Source organism: Streptomyces sp. NPDC058274 (assembly GCF_042881375.1).
Lineage (GTDB): Bacteria > Actinomycetota > Actinomycetes > Streptomycetales > Streptomycetaceae > Streptomyces.
Genome location: NZ_JBHVXW010000007.1, coordinates 322,116 through 341,699, shown reverse-complemented (window position 1 = coordinate 341,699; position 19,584 = coordinate 322,116). Strand labels below are relative to the sequence as shown.

The following is a 19,584-nucleotide window of genomic DNA, read 5'->3' as shown; positions in this document are numbered from 1 at the left end:
AGACTCAGGGAGCGATGCCGACGCCGTCGATACGGCTCCAGGACCTCTCCTGTGCCGTGGTCATCGCCGGCCAGTGCAGACCACCCGGCCGGGGTTCGACCCGCGAGGCATACGAGTCCGGGTGGAAGTCCGGGTCGTAGAAGCAGCCGGTGCCGTAGGCGCGGTCGAACGCCGGGCAGGACGCGGCGAGCGACCGTGGGGTGGGCTTCCGTCCGGTGCGCACCCAGGTGTCCAGTGCGGAGACGGAGGCCGCGTACTCGGAATCGCTCAGCCCGCTGTGCTCGCTCTCCTCCGTGAACGTCTGGACCACCTGCCCCTGTCGACCGGAGCCCTTCACGACCGCCCGGTACGCGGCCTCGTGCTCGACGAACGCCGTGGGGTCGTCGATCGCGTGGAGCGTGAGGACGGGGATGGCGACCCTGCCGGTGAGGTCGCTGTCGTACGACAGGTCGCGTACCGCGGTCGGATCGGCGGAGAACCGCTCGACTCCGGCGTTGAGCGCCTTGTCGTCATGCGACCCGGAGTACCGCACGCCCCGGTCGCCGAACGGATTGCGGCCGCCGAGCCGGCTGTGCACGATGTCGCGGAAGGTGAAGGTCGCGAACCGCAGATGCGACTCCAGCGTGCGCTCGGGAATCCTGGTCACGGCGAGGATGTCGTCGAGGTTGCGCTGCTGCAGCGCGGTCCGCTCCTGAGGGGCGGAGGCGAATCCCGTGCACTCCTGCAGGCGGGCCCGCAGCCCGGCGCTCGTCATGGTCGAGTCGGCGCGCAGCCCTTCCCACAGCGGGTACTGCGGCTCGCTGGGGCGGGGATGGTTGCGGCAGTAGTACTGGTAGACCACACGCAGGTCGACCCGGTAGTCGTAGCCGCGGGAACCGCCGCCGAGGACTCCGCTGGTGAGCAGCGCGCCGTCGTACGGGCCGTGTTTCGTGCCGTACGTCTCCACGACCTTGGCGGCGACGTTCCCGCCCCAGGACTGGCCGTGCACGTAGGTCCGCCTCGGCTTGCCGAACTCCTCGACGAACAGGCGCCGCAGGGTCTCGGTGTCGGCGGCCGCCATCCGGGTGCCGTAGCCACCGCGGCGATAGGACGAGCCGGCCCAGGCGTAGCCCTCGTCGACCATCACCGACCAGCGCTCCAGGTCGTCGACGCTGCGGGACGGGTCGGAGCCGGCGCCGAGGTCGGGACCGCCGTGGGCGTGCACGACGAGCGAGCCGTTCCAGACGTGGGGGACGGCGATCGTGTAATAGGCCCCGTTGGTGTCCTGGCCCGCGTAACACGTGGCCTTCTCCGCCAGGTCGGCCGGGCATGCGACCGATGCCGGCCGGTCGGCGCCCGCCCGGGCGGACGGGGCGGCCGCGAGCGACCCGATGACGAGCGTCCCGGCGAGAGCGGCGACCAGCCCGGCGCGGCGCCGTGGGGCGGACCGGAACCATTCGGAGATGCGGGCGGATGTGCTCGGTCTGTCCAAGGCGCGGCTCCTTGTCCTCGTCGGCGCACCGTCGCGCCGCGGGGTGTGATGCTAAGGAGGCTTCCGGCCCGGGGCCACGCTGTTGATCGTTGAGTTCATACTGTTCGCGGGAGCGTCCCGAGTCTTACCGTACGAACTGCGAGAGCCGGAGACAGCGTTGTCCCGGCGGTTCGGAACCTCGCATGATGCTCCCCCTGTTGCCCCCGTGAACGGTGTCCGGGAAGCGGACCTCCAGAAGGATGCTCGAATGGCCTTGTCCGCTGTCGCGCCGTCCCGCCTGTGGACCTCGAACTTCAACCTCTACTTCACCGCCCGCACGATGTCCGTGCTCGGCGACACGATGATCCCGGTCGCGATGGCGGTCGCCATGCTGTCGCTCGGATACGGGGTGAGCGGGGTCGGGTTCGCCCTCGCCGCATGGATGGGGGCGTTCGCCCTCTTCGTCGTCTTCGGCGGTGTGTTCGCGGACCGGTTCCACCCCAGACCGCTGATGATCGGCGCGGACGCGGTCCGGTGTCTGATCCAGGGCTCTCTGGCGGCGTACCTCTGGCTCGGCCACCCACCGCTGTGGTTCATCATCGGCGGCGCGCTGCTCGGCGGGATCGCGACCGCGATGTTCCAGCCGGGCGTCTCCGGCCTGGTGCCCCAGGTCGCCGCCGACAGGCACAAGGCCAACGGGGTGCTGCGGGTCAGCCAGGGGATGTCCCAGATGGCCGGGCCCGCGGTGGCCGGGATCCTCGTCGCCACCACCTCGGCGGCCACCGTGTTCGCGGTCGACGCGGCCACCTTCGCGGTCAGCGGGCTCTGTCTGGTGGCGCTGCGGCTGCCCCGGTTCGAGGTGGACCGGTCGGCCTCCACGCTCGCGAACCTGCGGACCGGCTGGGACGAGTTCCGCTCCCGGTCCTGGCTGTGGGGCGTGATCCTCATCTGGTGGGTGCTGGGAGTCTTCGTGTGGGGACCGATCACGCCGGTCGGCGCGGTCTCCATCATCGACGCGCACGGCAAGGCGGCGTTCGGTTACGCCGAGAGCGCCTTCGGGGCGGGCTGTGTGCTCGGGGGCCTCGCGGCCATCCGCATCCGCCCGGCCCGGCCGCTCTTCGCCGGCGGACTCGCGATGTTCCTGTTCCCGATGATGCCACTGGCGGCCGCCCTGGTCCCGGCCCTGCCGCTGGTCATGCTCGGTTATGCCGTGAGCGGGGTCGGCTGGGCCTTCTGGGGCGTCCAGTGGGCCACTGCCGTGCAGACCCAGATACCCGAGGACCGGCTCAACCGCGTGACCGCGTACGAGATCGCCGGCTCCATCCTGGCCGCCCCGTTCGGCCAGGCGGTCGCCGGGCCGGCCAGCGCCGTCTTCGGCATCCATCGCCTGCTGTTCGCGGGGGCTCTGATGGGCACGTGCTGTGCGATCGCCCTCATCGTCGTGCGCCCCATCCGCCGCCTTCCCCGGTACCGCCGGCCGTACAACGCCATGGCAATGGGCAACGACGGGTCGGCCCCGCCCCACCCCCGCGGGCCCCCCGCGGGGGGCGCCGGCTGACGGAGCTTGTGCGTCCTCTCTGCGGGCGCGATCAGGCGGAGTGCAGGGTCACCCCGTACCGACTCAGGCGGTGTGCAGCCTGAGCCCGTAGCGGCTGAGGATCTCGTTGACGGGCTGATACCAGGTCTCGCCGCCGCTGCTGCAGTTGCCCCAGCCGCCGGAGGTGACCCCCTGGGCCTGGTCACCGCTGATGAACGAGCCGCCGGAGTCGCCCGGTTCGGCGCAGACGCTCGTCTTGGTCATCTGGTGCACCGCGCCCTGGCTGTAGTTGACGGTCTCGTTCTTGGCGAGCACGGTGCCGCAGTGCCAGTGGGACGTGGAGCCCGAGCGGCAGATCGAGGCGCCGACGGGTGCCTCGCCCGAGCCGCGCACGAGCTGGTCGGACACGGTGCCCCAGCCCAGGACGACGGGCACCGTCCACCAGCCGCTGCCGACGTTGACCCACGCGTAGTCGTTGTCCGGGAACGACGATCCCTGGAAGTTGCCGATGTACGACCGGTCCCAGCCACTGACACCGGCGCCGGCCTGACCGCAGTGCCCGGCGGTCACGAAACCCCCGTACACGGAGAAGCCGATGGAACAGCGGACGTTGCCCGTGTAGTACGGGTCGCCGCCCACCGTCCCCGCCGCGAAGGTCCGTGGCGCCTGCCGGGTCTCCCGGACCGTCACCGGGCCGGCCTTCCGGGCCCGGCTCACAAAGGCCTGGACATCGTTGTCATCCTGCCGCGCGGCGACCACGCTGACGACGACCGAGCTGCTCTTCGGGTCGACGTGCCAGCTGCTGACGCCGGAGGGGGCGCCGAGGGCGTCGAGCCGGTCCATGGTGGCGTCGAGCTGCCGCTCGCTGTGCCGGACGACGACGGCCCGGGCGCCCGTGGCCTCGACGGCCGGGCTGCGTGAACTGTCGCTGACGGCCACGGTGAGCCCGCCGCGCTCGGCGTCGAACCACGAGCCGCCGTACGAGGCGCCCGCGGCGCGCCGGGCCGCGCGTTCGACGGTCCGTGCCGCCGTCTCGGCCTTGAGCCGGGTCGTGGCCTCGGCCCTGGTCAGGCCCAGGTCCTGTTGCATGGCGGTGATCAGGGCCGCCGATGCCGGGGCCCGGGTCGTGGGGCTGGTCGCGGCGGGGGTGTCGGCCGCCGATGCCTGGGTGCCGAGGCCGGCGGCCACCGTGCTCAGCAGCAGGACCGCGGACAAGCCGGCGCGCAGAAGTGTCGTGCGTCTCAAGGGAGTTGCCTTTCGTCGTTCCGGCATGGGGGAGTGGAGCGGAAGGGCGTTGTGAGAGCGCTCTCATGCGCCGCTGAGGTTAGCCCTCCAGGGAGGGCAGGTCCATGCCAAGGCGCACGTTGTTTTGGCGCATGCGGGCCTGGGCGGCCGGATGCCCGAGACGCCAGGCGTAACCGCGTATCGGTCGGGGGCGTGCCACGCCCGTGTCCGTATCTGTGGGTTGTATGGCCCTGCGGCCGTGGCAGGAGGCGGGCGGCTCGGGGAGGCTGGATGTGCGGCCGGAGAGACCGGCAGGGCAGACGACCAAGAAGAGACGGGTGAGACCGATGACCACCGATGCGACATCGACCGCCGGGGTGAGCGTGCCGGACACCAAGCTGGCCCGGGAGGCGACCGAGCTGGTCCGGGACGTCACGAGCGACCTGATCTACCACCACTCGCGCCGCGTGTACCTGTTCGGTTCCCTGCAGGGCCACAACCGCGACCTGAGCTTCGACCCCGAACTCCTCTACATCGGGGCGATGTTCCACGACCTCGGCCTGTCCGAGCGTTTCCACGACAGCGGGCGCCGCTTCGAGGTGGACAGCGCCGACGAGGCCCGCCGGTTCCTCCAGGGACACCAGGTGCCCGAGGACAGCATTCGCCGCGTGTGGACGGCGATCGCCCTGCACACCACGCCCGGGATCCCCGAGTTCATGGAACCGGAGGTGGCCCTGGTGACCGCCGGCGTCGAGTACGACGTTCTGGGCATCGGATACGACGACATCTCCGCCCAGGACCGGTCGGCGATCGTCGCCCTGCATCCCCGGCCGGACTTCAAGCGGCAGATCCTCGGTGCCTTCACCGACGGCATCCGGCCCAAGCCCGAGACCACGTTCGGCAATGTGAAGGCCGACGTGCTCGAGCACTATGTGCCCGGATTCCAGCGAGGCGACTTCGTGCGGACGATCCTGGACTCCGCGTGGCCCGAATGACCCCTGGGGGCGGTCCCGTGACCGGCGTGCACACGGTGGCGGTCCTCGCGTTCGACGGCGTCCAACTGCTCGATGTCACGGGCCCCGTGGAGGTCCTGACGACGGCCAACGCCTACGGAGCCCACTACGACGTGCGGCTGGTGTCCGTGACGGGCGCGGACATCCGCACCTCCGCGAAGGTCCGCGTCGGCATCGACGGCAGCTGGGACCAAGTTCCAGCACGGCTCGGGACGTTCCTCGTGCCGGGCAGGCGTGAATGGCGCCAAGCGGTCGCCGATCCCGGCCTGATCGCCGCCACGGTGGAGCTCGCGGGGCGCGCCGGACGTGTCGCGTCCGTCTGCGCCGGGGCCTTCCTGCTCGCCGAGGCGGGAGCGCTCAACGGCCGCCGGGCTGCGACCCATTGGCAGCTCGCCCGGGAGATGGCGGCGGCCTACCCCGAGGTGACCGTCGAGACCGATCCCCTTTTCGTCCGGGACGGCGACGTGATCACCTCCGCGGGCGTCTCGGCGGGAATCGATCTCTCCCTGGCCCTCGTCGAAGAGGACCACGGTCCCGATGTGGCCCGTGACGTCGCCCGTGAACTCGTCGTGTTCATGGCCCGCCCCGGCGGCCAGTCCCAGTTCAGTGCCCGTCTGACCCCACGGGACGCCACCCATCTGGTGGTCCGTCGCGTCATGAATCTGGTCGGAGCCGACCCCGCCGCCGTCCACGACCTCGACGCGCTCGCTCGCGGAGCCGGGGTCAGCACCCGCCACCTCAGCAGGCTCTTCCGCGCGCAGACGGGGATGACCGTGGGGCAGTACGTCGAGTCGGTCCGTCTGGAGGCGGCGCGGGCCCTTCTGGAAGCCGGCACCGACACCGTCGACGCGGTCGCCGAGCAGGCCGGCTTCGGCTCGGCGGAATCCATGAGGCGCGCGTTCCAGCAGGCGCTCGGCATCTCGCCGACGGCGTACCGGGCGCGGTTCCGTACGACGGGCAGGGCGGCGGACGGCTGATCTGCCGGGATCACGGAACGTCGGGCAGGACGTCGGGCCCGCCGGAATCACGCAATGAACGGGTGGGGCGGAGGGCGGCGAGCCGCCGGGATCACGCAATGGGGGCGCGGGGCGGCGCGGGGCGGCGGACCGTTGGTCCGCCGGGATCACGGAACGTCGTACGCGCGCCTCGCGGAACCGCCGTACGCCCGGGTCGTGAGGCCCGTCGTACGCCCCTCAGGGAAGCAGCTTGTCGAGGGCCGCGGGGCCCTCCTTCTCCAGCTTGCGCTCGGCCCAGGCGAGGTTTTCCGGGGTGATGTCACGACCGGCGGCGAGCACCAGGTCCTCGGCGGACACCTCGCCGTCGGAGCCGGTGTGCAGAAGCGCGTCCGGGGTCGTCGCGTCGTCGGAAGGCGGAGGCGAATCGGGCTGGGTGGCTGACATGGTGTCTCCCTGGTCGACCTGACTGTTCTCCCGGTGTACCCCTGGCCCGCGGGAGCGCACTCCCAAGGCTCCGGAGTCACCTGGTGACGGCTCCTCCGGACGGACCTCGGTGGACCTGGCTCGTATTCTTCACGTTACGGGCATTCCATGCATTCCGTGCGACTGCCGGTGCACGGAATGTGGCCCCGGGAACGCTCCCAGTCGTGGCCGGGCCCCGTTCGGCCGTACAGCAATGTCGTCAACGGGCTCCTGAGGTGATGGTGAAGGCACCGCAACCTTGCGACTGATGGGAGTTTGTTATGCGTATCCGCCTGATGACCGCGGCTGCCCTCGCCACCCTGACCGTGCTGGCGACCGCCGGTGCTGCCGCCGCCGACCAGGGTCCTGTCGGGATCGCCACCGACAGCCCGGGTGTGCTGTCGGGCAACGTCATCCAGATCCCGATCGACATCCCGATCAACCTGTGCGGCAACTCGGTCAACGTGGTGGGTCTGCTCAACCCGGCGAGCGGAAACTCCTGCGAGAACCACTGACCGTCGGGCCGCCGAGCCGCTCGAGGCTGAGCGCCTCGAAGCCGAAACCGACCCGGCGGCACTGTGCCGCCGGGTCGGTTCGCCGTACATGGGGTACCGCCGCGGGATTCCGACGCGACGGCGCGGGCGGGCACGCGGGACGGTGTCCGTCAGCTCCGGTGCGCGCGGAGAGCGGTGAGGGCGCGGTCCGCGTGGGCGCTCATCCGCAGCTCGCTGCGCACGACCTCCAGGATCGTGCGGTCCTGCGCTATGACGAACGTGACGCGCTTTGTGGGGGCGAGGGAGAAGCCGCGCTTCACACCGAACCGCTCGCGGACCGTTCCGTCGGCATCGGACAGCAGCGGGAAGCCGAGTGTGTGACGTCCGGCGAACTCCTGCTGCTTGTCCACCGAGTCTCCGCTGACTCCCACCGGCCGCGCGCCGGCGGCGGCGAACTCGGCGGCCAGATCACGGAAATGGCAGGCCTCCGCGGTGCAGCCCGCGGTCATGGCGGCGGGGTAGAAGAACAGCACGACCGGTCCGTCGGCCAGGAGCTCGGAGAGCTGCCTCGGCGTACCCGTCTCGTCCGGCAGGGCGAAGTCCTCGACCTTGTCGCCGACCTCCATGGGCTGTGTCATGACCGTCCCTCCCCGCCCTTGGCTACTCCGCGTGCCCACAGCACGAGCGGCACCTGCAGCGGGAGCCGCGCCAGAGCCGCGGCCCTGAAGGGCGTGGGACGGTGCCGCCAGTCCACGGCCATCTGGACGTTCGCGGGGAAGACACCGACGAAGAACGCGGCGGTCGCCAGTGCCGCCGCGCGACGCGTACGGGGGAGTGCCACGCCGGCCGCCAGCGCCAGCTCCACGGCACCGCTGGCATACGTCCAGGCCCGCGGCGATCCGGGCAGCGCGCTCGGGATGGTGGCGTCGAACGGACGCGGCGTGACGAAGTGGCTGACGCCCGCGGTGGCCAACAGGCCGGCGAGCAACAGGGGTGAGCGTTCCGACCGGGGCACGGTTCCTCCTAGGGGGCCTGCCGCGCGATATTACTGGACGGTAAGCGGGCGTGAGGCGGCGCCCGGTGCTCCCCGCGTCACTCGAACCGAGCGGGGTCGCCCGCCCCCTTGCGCACGATCTCGGCCTCACCGCCGGAGAAGTCGATGACGGTCGTCGGCTCGGTGCCGCAGTCCCCGGAGTCGACCACCACGTCCACCACGTGATCGAGGCGCTCCTTGATCTCCCAGCCCTGCGTCATCGGCTCCTCCTCGTCGGGCAGCAGCAGCGTGCTGGAGACGAGCGGCTCACCGAGTTCGGCGAGCAGGGCCTGGGCGACGACGTGATCGGGGATGCGGACCCCGACCGTGTGCTTCTTCGGGTGCAGCAGCTTGCGCGGCACTTCCTTCGTCGCCGGGAGAATGAACGTGTAGCGACCGGGCGTCGAGGCCTTGATGGCACGGAACACATCGTTGTCGACGCGCACGAACTGCCCCAGCTGCGCGAAGTTCTGGCACACGAGGGTGAAGTGGTGACGGTCGTCGAGCCGGCGGATCGAACGGATCCGGTCGATACCGTCACGGCTGCCCAGCCGGCAGCCCAACGCGTAACAGGAATCCGTCGGATACGCGATGAGCGCTCCGGAGCGGATGCTGTCGGCGACCTGGCCGATGGTGCGCTGCTGAGGATTTTCGGGGTGCACGTCGAAGTACTTCGCCATCCGCCGAGCTTATGCTCTCGGCCGCCGGCGCCGACGCAGGCCCCGGGGCTGAATCCGGTCTCCGCCCGGCGGCCGGGTCTCCCGCCAGCCCCGAAGCGACCGTGGCGACGCTGCTCGACCTCCACCGCGCCCAGCACCGCACCGCACGCCCCGGGCGCGACTCATGGAGGTGAGTACGCGTCCGGAGCGCCGGTCGGAAGGTCAGTCCCGGAGCCGGTCGATCTGCCGGATCTTGTTGGTCGCGTCGAGGGCGGCGACCTTGTAGGACTCGGCCAGCGTCGGGTAGTTGAACACCGCGTCGACCAGATAGTCGACCGTGCCTCCGCAGCCCATCACGGACTGCCCGATGTGGATCAGCTCGGTCGCCCCGGTGCCGAAGCAGTGCACGCCGAGCAGCTTGCGGTCGTCCGGGGAGACCAGCAGCTTGAGCATGCCGTGCGAGTCGCCGATGATCTGGCCGCGGGCGAGTTCCCGGTACCGGGAGATGCCCACCTCGAACGGCACGCAGTCCTCGGTGAGCTGGTCCTCGGTCCGGCCGATGAAGCTGATCTCCGGGATGGTGTAGATGCCGATCGGCTGGAGGTCGTGCATCCGGTTCACCGGCTCGCCACAGGCGTGGTACGCCGCCGTACGGCCCTGTTCCATCGAGGTCGCGGCCAGTGCCGGGAAGCCGATGACATCGCCGACGGCGTAGATGTGCGGCACCTCGGTGCGGTAGTACTCGTCGACCTTGATCCGGCCGCGGCTGTCGGCGGAGAGGCCGGCCTTGCCCAGATCGAGGTCATCGGTGAGGCCCTGCCGGCCCGCGGAGTACATCACTGCGTCCGCGGGGATCTTCTTGCCGCTCTCCAGGACCGTGAGGGTCCCCTTGGGATGCCGTTCGACCGCGGCGACGGTCTCTCCGAAGCGGAAGGTGACGGCCAGGTCGCGCAGCTGGTATTTGAGCGACTCGACCACCTCGACATCGCAGAAGTCGAGCATCCCGGGTCGCTTCTCCACCACGGTGATCTTGCTGCCGAGGGCGGCGAACATGGAGGCGTATTCCATGCCGATCACGCCGGCGCCGACGATGACCATGGAGCGCGGTACCCGCTCCAGGTTGAGGACGTTGTCGGAGTCCAGGATCGTCTGCTCGTCGAACTCGACGCTGTCGGGGCGAGCGGGGCGGGTGCCGGTGGCGATGACGATGGTCTCGGCGGTCAGCAGCCGTTCGTTCCCGGTCACTTCGCGCACCGCGACGGTGTGGTCGTCCACGAAGCGGCCGGTGCCGCCGAAGAGCGAGACGTGGTTGCGGGACAGCTGGCTGCGGATGACGTCGACCTCACGGCCGACCACGTGCTGGGTGCGCGCGGTCAGGTCGGCGACGGTGATGTCCTCCTTGAGCCGGTAGCTCTGGCCGTAGAGGTCGCGCTGGGTGAGGCCGGTGAGATACAGGACCGCTTCACGCAGGGTTTTCGACGGAATGGTCCCGGTATGGATGGAGACCCCGCCGACCATGTCGGGGCGGTCGATGACAGCGACCCGGCGGCCGAGCTTGGCCGCCGCGATGGCTGCCTTCTGCCCGCCCGGGCCGGATCCGATGACGAGCATGTCGAAGTCGGGCACCTCCGGAGTCTGTCAGGCGGACGTCCTGTCCCGGAAGGGCGTACGGACAATGTTCGTGCTCCGGGCCGGCCCGAGCGCGCCCCGGCACCGCTGCCGCCGCGAACGTGCCGCTGTCCTGCGGGAGTTGGCGGATCATCCTCCGCTTCGCGTCCACCATCCCGGCGACAGGCGCTGCCGGACACCGAATCTCCGCACCCGGGCGGCGGGCCGGAGTCAGGAATGTCTCACTCGCTCCCCACCATCGATCATGTTCGCGTAGGGTCCTGCTTTGGTCGGCCCCGGGATCGGCGGCCGGCCGTGTCATGCAGCCGACTGTCAGGAGTTCCGTCCCGTGCCCGCTGTTGCCTCAGCGCCGATCTACGACCGCCTCGTCGTCGAGCAGGGCGATGTCCTCGCGAACGCCCGGCACGCCGCGCAGGAAACCGAACGCACCGCGGAGAACGTGCTGGACTTCCGCGCGCCGGAGCCGCGCGGACCGCTGTCCGCGTACTGATCGTGCCGGGGCGGCTCCGGCGGTGCGCTCAGCGCGCCTCGCCGGAGCCGCCCCGTGCCCGTTCCCTCCGGGGGCCTGGCCTACTGTGTGCGGGCCGCCTCGAAGCGGGCGGTCCAGTACGCGGTCCGGTCGAGGTAGGCCGTCTCCGAGGCCGTACCGGAGGTGCCGTAGGCCCCTTCGTACGTCTGGTAGTCGTGGCCGGCCGGCGGGCTCGCGTCGGCCGGCTCGACAGAGCTTCCCTCGTGCCACTCGTTGAACGACGTCACCGAGACCCAGGTCGGCGAGCCGCCGATGGCCGGGTCCAGGGCATTGCCCCACTCCTTGTCGTAGGTCGCCCCGTCGGCCCTGCCGAGCGTCGGGCTCGTGTTGCCGGGCACCGCCCGGTCGTCGATGTAGCCCGGGGCCACGGACGGCGACCAGATCAGGCCGTTCGCCTTCGCGTAGTCACCGGCCTGCTTCCAGCCGGGAGCCGTGGCGCCCGCGATGCCGTCGTACGTGTACAACCCCGAGAAGTGGGCGATCTTGGTGGTGTCGGTGGTCTGGGCGAGGACGATGTTGTCGTCGGTCACCGCGTCCAGCGCCGACCAGTCGGTCGAGTGGAGGCTCTGGAAGACGTAGAACGCGGGCTTGTCGCCGTACTCCGCCGCGCGGTAGAAGCCCGGGTGACTGCCGTACTTCTCGTCGATGTACGCGATGTCCGCGGCGACCGACTCCGGGGTGCGGCCCTGGTAGGGCTCGATGTGCCAGGCGACCTTGATGCCCGCTGCGGCGGCCGCGTCGAGGACACCCTGCGCGAGCCCGTCCTCGTAACTCCCCTGTCCCCACCAGCTGTAGACGATGACGCCGGCCCCGGACTGCTGGATCCAGCGCATGTGCTGGGCGACTGTCCCGGCGAAGTCACCGGAGTCGTACGGGCCGAGCGCCGGGTACAGGTCGGCACCGATGTCGTCGGGCGGGGTGTGGCCGCCCTGCTGCCAGTGCCGCCAGTCGCCGTTCACGGCCGGCGTCCCGTACCACGGGTAGTAGAAGAGGTGCACGTTCGTCGACGGATCGGCCTGCGTGTCCGGTGCGCCGCAGTCGGCCTGCACCGCGCCTGACACGTACTGGACAGCGCCGAGCAGCAGCGAGCGGAACGCCGGATCGGCGTAGGACTCCTGGGTGTGACCGAGTCCGGTGTAGAAGGAGCGGCCCTGACCCTGGGGATGGCACCACGTGATCGGGTGGTCCCCGCTCATCTCGCCGCCGCTGTAGCTCGATTCGTCGAGGCTCTGGAGCACATGGACGTCGGCACGCGGATTGGTGCGGTAGTTGTACCACTCGTCGGTGCGCGACCAGGTGGCGCCGAGGTGGGCCGTGGCCGGGTGGGTGCGGTCCTCGTTGACGACCGTCGCCTGCTGGATGGCGGGGTGGCTCTTGAACCAGGCCCCGACGAGCTGACCGTAGTAGGGCCAGTCGTACTCGGTGTCGGCGGCCGCGTGCACGCCCAGATAGCCGCCGCCGGAGTCGATGTACGACTGGAAGGCGCTCTGCTGGTCGTTGTCGAGCACATCGCCCGTGGTGGACAGGAAGACCACCGCGTCGTAGCCGGCCAGGTTCGCCGCCGTGAACGCGCCGGGGTCCTCGGTGGCCGTGACGGAGAAGTCGTTCGCGGCGCCCAGGTCCCGCAGGGCCTGGATGCCCGCCGGGATCGAGTCGTGGCGGAAGCCCGCCGTGCGGGAGAACACGAGGACGTCGTACGAGGCGTCCGCGCCGGCGTGGGCCAAGGGCGCCGTGACCAGGCCGCCGAGGGTGAGGGCGGTCAGTGCGGCCAGCGCGGAAGTGAGGCGCCGGAGCAGGTTCGGGAGGTGTCGTCGGGTCATGTCAGGTCCCGATCGTGAAGGAGTCGACGTCGAAGAGGTTGCCCTGGCCGGAGGGCCCCTTGAAGACCAGGTAGAGCGTGGTGCTGCCCGTGGGTGCTCCGGAGAGGTTCGCGCTCACGTCCTGGTAGGTCTCCCAGCCACCGGTGACCGGCACCGTGAGCGTGCCCAGCAGCGTGCCGGTGGCGGATCCCGTGCGGACCTCGATGGTGCCGCCCGCGCCGCCCGAAGCGACCCGCGCCGTCAGCGACTTGGCGTTGCCCAGGGCGTACGGCTCGAACGAGATCCAGTCGCCGTCGTCGGTGAAGCCGACCGCGTTGCCACCCTCGGCGGGGCCGTGGCCCGCGACCTGGATGCCGGACTGCTTGCCGAAGTGCTCGGCCTGGCGGTGGCGCGGCTGCAGGACGCGGGTGCTGTGCGTGGTCAGGCCGCCGGCGTCGGTGTACTCCGCGTCGAACACGCCGTAGAGGTTGGCGGCGCTGTCGTGCTCCCCGTCGGTGGGCACGTCGATGGTCCCGGTGCAGCCGTACTTCGAGGTGATCGCGTGCTGGTGGCTGTCGTGGCCCAGGGCGTACGTCACCTTCACCTTGGAGCAGTCGATCTCACCGTCCTCGGGATCACTGGCCTGCACGGTGAAGGGGACGCTGTCCCCGAAGCTGAACAGGGCTCCGTTCAGAGGCTGTTGGAGTGTGACCGTGGGCGCGGTGTTGCCCGCGGTGATCACCAGGCTCGCGGTGGCGGTGAGTCCCTCGGGGTCGGTCACCGTCAGTGTGGGGGTGAAGGTGCCCTTGGTGGTGTACGTGTGCGTCGGATTGGCCTCGGTGGAGCTGCCTCCGTCGCCGAAGTCCCAGGCGTAGTCGAGGGCTCCGCCTTCGGGGTCGCTGCTGCCGGCGGAGGAGAAGTCGACCGTCAGCGGCGTCTGTCCGGAGGTCTTGTCGGCCGCGGCCTTCGCCACGGGGCTGCGGTTGCTGCCGCCGATGTACTCGACCCGGTACAGGGCCTGGTTGCCGCTGCCGGTCCCGTAGTCCAGCACGTACAGGGCGCCGTCCGGCCCGAAGGCGGAGTCCATGACCTGGGTGCCGGTCCACGGGAAGGCCTCGATGGCGCCGGGTGAGCCGTCGGCCTTCACCTCGATGGCCTTGATCCACTTGCGGCCGTACTCGCCCGCGAAGAACCGGCCGTCGAGTGACTGGGGGAATTTCACCGGGGAGTCGAGCGAGGCGTCATAACGGTAGACGGGTCCGCCCATCGGGGACTCGGAGCCGCTGCCGAACTCGGGCGGGGATCCCGCGTCGCCGCCGTAACGGATCCAACTCGCCTTCGCCGGGGGCAGTTCGGCCAGACCCGTGTTGTGCGGCGAGTTGTTGGCGGGACCGCCGGCGCAGTCGTACTTGCCTCCGGACGGGCCGCTGGGGAAGGTGTACGCGTTGTACGTCTCGTTGGTGGTGTTGGTGCCGGTGCAGTAGGGCCAGCCGTAGTTGCCGGCAGAAGTCACGCGGTCGAACTCGACCTGGCCGCCCGGTCCGCGGTCCGCTGCCGTGGTGCCGGCGTCGGGCCCGTAGTCGCCGAGGTAGACGATGTCGGTGGCCCGGTCGACCTGCATACGGAACGGGTTGCGGAAGCCCATGGCGTAGATCTCGGGCCGAGTCCTGTCCGTGCCGGGAGCGAAGAGGTTGCCGTCGGGGATCGTGTAGCCGCCGTCGGCGGTCGGCTTGATCCGCAGCAGTTTGCCGCGCAGGTCGTTGGTGTTGGCCGAGGAGCGCTGGGCGTCGAACTGCGGGTTGCGGTCGGTGCGTTCGTCGAGGGGGGAGTAGCCCTGGGACTCGAAGGGGTTGGTGTCGTCGCCAGTGGTCAGCAGCAGGTTGCCCTTGCTGTCGAAGTCGATGTCGCCGCCGACATGGCAGCACTGGCCGCGGTCGTTGGCCACTTCCAGGACGACCTTCTCGCTGCCCGTGTCGAGCGTGCCGTCGCTCTTGAGGACGAAGCGGGAGAGGTTCAAGTGGCCCTTGAAGGGCTCGAAGTCGGCTGCGGAACCGCTGGTCGGCGCATCGCCCGCCGGGGTGCTGAGTTTCGGCGAGTAGTAGACGTACACGAAGCGGTTGTCGGCGAAGGACGGGTCGACGGCGACTCCCTGCAGCCCTTCCTCGTCGTGGGTGTACACGTCGAGCTTCCCGGCGACCTTGGTGTTGCCGGCGCTGTCGGTCAACCGGATCGTGCCGTCCCGCGCGGTGTGCAGGACGGAGCGGTCGGGCAGTACGGCCAGGGACATGGCCTCGCCCAACTCGGCTGCTCCGACAGCGAGTTGGACCTGCTGGTAGTCGTCGGCGGGGATGTCCTGCGCGGCGCCTCGGGCGGGCAGGGTGAGGCCTGCCGTGGCGACGGCGACGGCCAGGGCCGTGAGGATCCTGCTCCCGACGTGGGGGCGTCTTGGCATGGGGGCTGTTCCTTCCTGACGTGCGTGGGGTGTGTCAGGCAAGGCGCGCGGCGGCCGCGCTTGCACTCCGGTCGCGCTGTTCGTTAATTGCGCATGCGGCACAAGTTTCTTGCACATCACGTGAGTTGCTTTGCATGCTCGCGACGCCGCCAGTAATTTGTCAAGGCTCTGTCAAAATTGCCGTGGGGTCGATCGCGGTTCGACTGGGGGAACGGCGGGAGGGGTGGCGGGGGAACGGCCGGGTGGGCGATCTCGGCCGAGCCGCGCGGTTCCCGCTTCGTGTCCGGCGACGGGGCCGGAGGGGTCGCTGCCGTGTGGCGAGCGGGATCAGTCCCGACTCGGCGCGGCCACCAGCGCTTGCAGCAGCCCCGGGAAGGCTTCGTCGATCTCGTCGAGCCGCAGCCCGTTCATCCGGGAGGTGCCGGCGTAGTACTGGCGGATGAGTCCGGCCTCGCGCAGCACGTGGAAGTGGTGGGTGGCGGTGGACTTGCTGACCGGCAGCTCGATCGTGCCGCAGCTCAGGTCCTGGCCCGCGGCGTAGAGCTCACTGACGATCCGGCGGCGCACCGGGTCGACGAGGGCCTCCAGCACCTGCTGAAGGGTGATCGTCCGGACGTCCGGATGGGGCGGAATGCGGTCCCGCCCGTTCTGCCGCGCCACTGCCATCGTCTGTCGACCTCCCGCACGCATCGTAGGGCGTGCATCAAAGTTCGATATGCATCAAAGTTTGACACCCATCGTACTCTGCGCTTGGGTGAGGCTCGGCGAGGCGTCCCCGTCTGGCCGACACCGAATCGAAGGGGCGATGCGTGATGGTCAGGACCGTGCGGTTCCACGAGCTCGGAGGACCGGATGTGCTGCGCATCGAGGACGTCGAGACCGGTGCGCCGGGCCCCGGCGAGGTGCTGATCAGAGTGGACGCGATCGGCGTCAACCGTGCCGAGGTGCTGTTCCGCGGCGGCCACTACATCCAGCCTGTCAGGGAGTTCCCCGCCCGGCTCGGCACCGAGGCCGCCGGTGTGATCGAGGCCGTCGGCGCGGACGTCACCGGATTCGGGACCGGCGAACCGGTCAGCGTGGTGCCCGCGTTCTCGATGAACGACTACGGCGTCTACGCCGAGCGCGCGATCGTCCCCGCGGCGGCAGTGGTGCACCGCCCGGAGGAGCTCGACGCCATCGGGGGCGCGGCGGTGTGGATGCCGTATCTGACGGCCTACGGGGCACTGGTGGAGGTCGGTGGAATGCGGGCCGGGGACACGGTCGTACTCACCGCGGCCTCCAGCAGCGTGGGCCTGGCCGCCATCCGGCTCGCGCACCGGGTCGGGGCGGTGCCGATCGCCACCACCCGCACCGGCGCCAAGAAGGACGCGCTGCTCAAGGCCGGAGCGGCCGACGTGATCGTCACCGCCGAGGAGGACATCGTGGAGCGTGTGCTCGGGCTGACGCGGGGGCGGGGCGCCGAGTTCGTCTTCGACGCCGTCGCCGGCCCTGGCGTGCTGGACCTGGCCAAGGTGGTCGCCCCCGGCGGCACCCTCTTCGAGTACGGCGCAGTGAGCGGCGAGGAGACCCCGTATCCGGGGTTCGCGCTCGGTATGCCCGCACTGAACATGCGTACCTACACCGTCCACGAGACGACGACCGACCCCGAACGGCTGCGCCGGGCCGCTGCGTTCGTCTCCTCCGGCCTGCGCAGCGGCGTCTTCGAACCCGTGGTGGACCGCGTCTTCGACCTGGACGACATCGCGGAGGCGCACCGGTACATGGAGGCGGGCGCCCAGGTGGGCAAGATCGTCGTCACGGTCGGCCACTGACGGGTTCGTCGGCCCCCAAGGGCCGCCTTCCGGGGGTGTCTCAACTCCGGCTGGACGACGGCCCGTTCGCCGCCGAGTTGGGCACCGCTCGGCCCGGAACGCGTCCAGGAGCACCCGGTCACCGGCCGACCGGCCGGTCCAGCCGCACCGTCACCTTCTTGCCGCGCAACTCGCTGGTGCAGGGGCCGTCCTTCATGCCGATGACGGTCGCCTACAGCACCACGCTCCCGCCCGTCTCCAGTACGTCCACGGCCGGCCCGTCGTCGCAGGAACCGTGGCCGGCCATCACCGCGACGGGCCGTCCGCCCCCGGCGCCCCCTCCAACCCGCGCAGTGGCGCCGGCTCGCTCGGGCTCAGGAGCTCGTGAGGACGACCAGTTGCTGGGTCGCCCGGGTCATCGCCACATAGCGGTCGACCGCTCCCTCGATGCCCTCGCCGAAGGTCTCCGGGTCGATGAGGACGACCAGGTCGAACTCCAGCCCCTTGGACAGTTCCGGCGTCAGCGACCGGACGCGGTCCGTCGACCGGAACGCGGGATCGCCGATGACGCAGGCGATGCCCTCGGCATGCGCGGCGAGCCAGGTGCCGAGGATCGACTTCAGGTCCGAAACGGATCCGTGGACGACGGGGACGCCGCCGCTGCGGATGGAGGTCGGCACATTGGCGTCGGGAAGCGCGGCCCGGATGACCGGCTCGGCTTCCGTCATGATCTCTTCCGGCGTCCGGTAGTTGATGCTCAGGGACGCCAGGCTGATCCGGTCGAGCCCGATGCGCTCGAGCCGTTCCTGCCAGGACTCCGTGAAGCCGTGCCTGGCCTGGGCGCGGTCCCCGACGATCGTGAAACTCCGGGACGGGCACCGCAGCAGCAGCATCTGCCACTCCGCGTCGGTCAGTTCCTGGGCCTCGTCCACGACGACGTGCGCGAACGGGCCGGCGAGCAGGTCCGGTTCGACGGTGGAGAGTTCGGACTCGTCGACCAGGCTCACCCGGGCGTCCTGGCCGCGCAGCATCCGCACCAGACCTTCACCGTCGTCGCCGTCGGAGCCGGAGTCGACCGCGGCACCGATCAGGTTGTCGACGACCTGCGCCATGCTCTCGCGCTGGGCGGCGAGAACGGCTTCGTGCCGGCGCTTGCGCCGGGACGCCTCCGGATCGCCGAGCCGCAGCCGTGCCGCGTCCAGGAGCGGCAGGTCGGACACCGTCCACGCCTGGGCGTCCGCGCGCTGCAGCTGTCGTACGTCATCGGGGCTGAGCCCGGGAGCGCACTTGCGCAGATAGGCGGGCACCGACCAGAGGTCCCCCACGAGGTCGGCCGCCTCGATCAGCGGCCATGCGCGGTCGAAGGCCGTGAGCAGTTCCCTGTTGTGCCGCAGCGACTTGCGGAGCAGGTCGGGCGAGACATCGCCGTCGTGCTTGTCCACCAGGATCGTGAGCAGCTCCTCCCAGATCAGGTCGCGCGCCTCGTTGTGCGGAGTACCGGGTGCCGCTTCGAAGGCCACCGCCCACTCGTCGGCGCCGAGCCGGATGTCGGACCAGTGGGTCGTGACCGTCATCCCCTCGGTGGGCGGCTCCTCGTAGAACCTGACGGCCGGCTCGATCGCCTTCACCAGGTCCGCGGACGACTTCAGGAGGGCCACCCGCGGATCGGCCTCGATCGCCGCTTGGGCTCCTTCGCTGACGAGGTCCCGCAGGGTGCAGGTCTGCACGCCCTCCTCGCCGAGGCTGGGGAGGACGTCGGCGACGTAGGCCAGATAGGGCCGGTGCGGGCCGACGAACAGCACGCCGCCCCTGCGGTGACCGAGACGGGGGTCGGAGTAGAGGAGGTAGGCGGAGCGGTGCAGAGCGACGACGGTCTTCCCCGTACCGGGACCTCCGTCGACGACGAGGGCGCCGCGGGATCCCGCGCGGATGATGGCGTCCTGGTCGGCCTGGATCGTGCCGAGCACATCACGCATCCGCGGTGACCGGTTGCTGCCCAGGCTGGCGATGAAGGCGGACTGGTCGTCGAGCGCGGCGTGCCCGGCGAACCCGTCCGGGGCGAACACCTCGTCCCAGTAGTCGCTGACGCGGCCGCCGGTCCAGCGGTACCTGCGGCGGCTCGCCAGCCCCATCGGGTTGCCGTGGGTGGCTCCGAAGAACGGTTCGGCCGCGGGGGAACGCCAGTCGACCACCAGCCGACGACCCGCGCTGTCCGTGAGACCGAGTCGTCCGACGTACACGGGTTCGGGGTTGTCGGTGCTGACCATGTGCCCGAGGCACAGGTCCAGACCGAAGCGACGCAGTGCGCGCAGGCGAGCGGTCAGCCGGTGGATCTCCGCGTCCCGGTCCATCGCCTGCCGGCCGGTGCCGCCGGGCGACTTGAGCTCGGCGTCGAGACGGCCGGACAGTTCGGCGATCGTCTGCTCGAGGCACTCCGAGATGGCCGCGAAGTGCTGTTGTTCGCCGTCGATCAACGACGGGTAGTCCTTGGGGGAGAGGTGGTAGGGCAGGTTGATGGCGCTTGTGGACAGGGGAGTCAAAGCCGCCGATTCTGCTG

Annotated in this window: 17 protein-coding genes; 6 read left to right on the top strand and 11 right to left on the bottom strand. The window is 70.5% G+C overall.

The window, feature by feature from the left end; translation table 11 throughout:
• Positions 1-4 precede the first annotated feature (4 nt).
• Positions 5-1,471, bottom strand: coding sequence for a hypothetical protein (locus ACFVYF_RS17560; protein WP_389456172.1), 1,467 nt, complete (start codon positions 1,469-1,471; stop codon positions 5-7).
• Between the two features lie 247 nt (positions 1,472-1,718).
• On the opposite strand from ACFVYF_RS17560, the gene ACFVYF_RS17555 reads away from it, so the two are divergent.
• Positions 1,719-3,008 (top strand): MFS transporter, encoded by a 1,290-nt coding sequence (locus ACFVYF_RS17555; protein ID WP_389456170.1) that lies wholly within the window; start codon positions 1,719-1,721, stop codon positions 3,006-3,008.
• A gap of 63 nt (positions 3,009-3,071) precedes the next feature.
• Here the strand turns inward: ACFVYF_RS17555 and ACFVYF_RS17550 are convergent, their stop codons facing one another.
• Positions 3,072-4,232 carry a S1 family peptidase gene (locus ACFVYF_RS17550; protein WP_389456168.1) on the bottom strand — a complete coding sequence of 387 codons (1,161 nt, stop codon included), beginning with the start codon at positions 4,230-4,232 and terminating at the stop codon, positions 3,072-3,074.
• Positions 4,233-4,558: 326 nt separating this feature from the next.
• Here ACFVYF_RS17550 and ACFVYF_RS17545 point away from each other — a divergent pair, with 326 nt between their 5' ends.
• Together ACFVYF_RS17545 and ACFVYF_RS17540 are read left to right on the top strand one after the other, a co-directional pair.
• Positions 4,559-5,206 carry an HD domain-containing protein gene (locus ACFVYF_RS17545; protein WP_389456166.1) on the top strand — a complete coding sequence of 216 codons (648 nt, stop codon included), beginning with the start codon at positions 4,559-4,561 and terminating at the stop codon, positions 5,204-5,206.
• Positions 5,203-6,201 carry a GlxA family transcriptional regulator gene (locus ACFVYF_RS17540; protein ID WP_389456164.1) on the top strand — a complete coding sequence of 333 codons (999 nt, stop codon included), beginning with the start codon at positions 5,203-5,205 and terminating at the stop codon, positions 6,199-6,201. The genes ACFVYF_RS17545 and ACFVYF_RS17540 overlap by 4 nt, the downstream gene beginning before the upstream one ends.
• 216 nt (positions 6,202-6,417) lie before the next feature.
• Here ACFVYF_RS17540 and ACFVYF_RS17535 read toward each other — a convergent pair whose 3' ends face one another.
• Entirely contained in the window at positions 6,418-6,624 is a 207-nt protein-coding gene (locus tag ACFVYF_RS17535; protein WP_389456162.1) for a hypothetical protein, read from the bottom strand.
• Positions 6,625-6,923: 299 nt separating this feature from the next.
• Between ACFVYF_RS17535 and ACFVYF_RS17530 the strand changes: the two genes are divergently transcribed.
• Positions 6,924-7,157 carry a chaplin gene (locus ACFVYF_RS17530; protein ID WP_389456161.1) on the top strand — a complete coding sequence of 78 codons (234 nt, stop codon included), beginning with the start codon at positions 6,924-6,926 and terminating at the stop codon, positions 7,155-7,157.
• A gap of 149 nt (positions 7,158-7,306) precedes the next feature.
• Here the strand turns inward: ACFVYF_RS17530 and ACFVYF_RS17525 are convergent, their stop codons facing one another.
• The 4 genes from ACFVYF_RS17525 to sthA form a co-directional block, all read right to left on the bottom strand.
• The gene (locus ACFVYF_RS17525; RefSeq protein ID WP_389456160.1) at positions 7,307-7,774 is read right to left on the bottom strand and encodes a peroxiredoxin; all 468 of its coding nucleotides are present in this window, start codon (positions 7,772-7,774) and stop codon (positions 7,307-7,309) included.
• Positions 7,771-8,151, bottom strand: coding sequence for a MauE/DoxX family redox-associated membrane protein (locus tag ACFVYF_RS17520; protein WP_389456158.1), 381 nt, complete (start codon positions 8,149-8,151; stop codon positions 7,771-7,773). Before ACFVYF_RS17520 ends, ACFVYF_RS17525 begins: the two co-directional genes overlap by 4 nt.
• Before the next feature lie 77 nt (positions 8,152-8,228).
• On the bottom strand, positions 8,229-8,849 hold the full coding sequence (locus ACFVYF_RS17515) for an L-threonylcarbamoyladenylate synthase (RefSeq protein ID WP_389456156.1): 621 nt from the start codon (positions 8,847-8,849) through the stop codon (positions 8,229-8,231).
• A 201-nt stretch (positions 8,850-9,050) separates the two neighbouring features.
• Positions 9,051-10,454 carry a Si-specific NAD(P)(+) transhydrogenase gene (sthA, locus tag ACFVYF_RS17510; protein WP_389456154.1) on the bottom strand — a complete coding sequence of 468 codons (1,404 nt, stop codon included), beginning with the start codon at positions 10,452-10,454 and terminating at the stop codon, positions 9,051-9,053.
• Between the two features lie 331 nt (positions 10,455-10,785).
• On the opposite strand from sthA, the gene ACFVYF_RS17505 reads away from it, so the two are divergent.
• Entirely contained in the window at positions 10,786-10,947 is a 162-nt protein-coding gene (locus ACFVYF_RS17505; RefSeq protein WP_389456152.1) for a hypothetical protein, read from the top strand.
• Positions 10,948-11,027: 80 nt separating this feature from the next.
• Here ACFVYF_RS17505 and ACFVYF_RS17500 read toward each other — a convergent pair whose 3' ends face one another.
• The 3 genes from ACFVYF_RS17500 to ACFVYF_RS17490 all read right to left on the bottom strand — a co-directional run bounded on the left by ACFVYF_RS17500 (position 11,028) and on the right by ACFVYF_RS17490 (position 15,903).
• Positions 11,028-12,806 (bottom strand): ThuA domain-containing protein, encoded by a 1,779-nt coding sequence (locus ACFVYF_RS17500; RefSeq protein WP_389456151.1) that lies wholly within the window; start codon positions 12,804-12,806, stop codon positions 11,028-11,030.
• A gap of 1 nt (position 12,807) precedes the next feature.
• The gene (locus ACFVYF_RS17495) at positions 12,808-15,237 is read right to left on the bottom strand and encodes a carbohydrate-binding protein (protein ID WP_389456149.1); all 2,430 of its coding nucleotides are present in this window, start codon (positions 15,235-15,237) and stop codon (positions 12,808-12,810) included.
• A 327-nt stretch (positions 15,238-15,564) separates the two neighbouring features.
• A complete protein-coding gene (locus ACFVYF_RS17490; protein ID WP_389456148.1) occupies positions 15,565-15,903 on the bottom strand; it encodes an ArsR/SmtB family transcription factor in 339 nt (112 codons plus the stop codon).
• A gap of 146 nt (positions 15,904-16,049) precedes the next feature.
• Between ACFVYF_RS17490 and ACFVYF_RS17485 the strand changes: the two genes are divergently transcribed.
• Positions 16,050-17,048 (top strand): zinc-dependent alcohol dehydrogenase family protein, encoded by a 999-nt coding sequence (locus ACFVYF_RS17485; protein ID WP_389456257.1) that lies wholly within the window; start codon positions 16,050-16,052, stop codon positions 17,046-17,048.
• 353 nt (positions 17,049-17,401) lie between these two features.
• On the opposite strand, the gene helR is transcribed toward ACFVYF_RS17485, so the two are convergent.
• Positions 17,402-19,567 (bottom strand): RNA polymerase recycling motor ATPase HelR, encoded by a 2,166-nt coding sequence (gene helR / locus ACFVYF_RS17480; RefSeq protein WP_389456255.1) that lies wholly within the window; start codon positions 19,565-19,567, stop codon positions 17,402-17,404.
• Positions 19,568-19,584 lie beyond the last annotated feature (17 nt).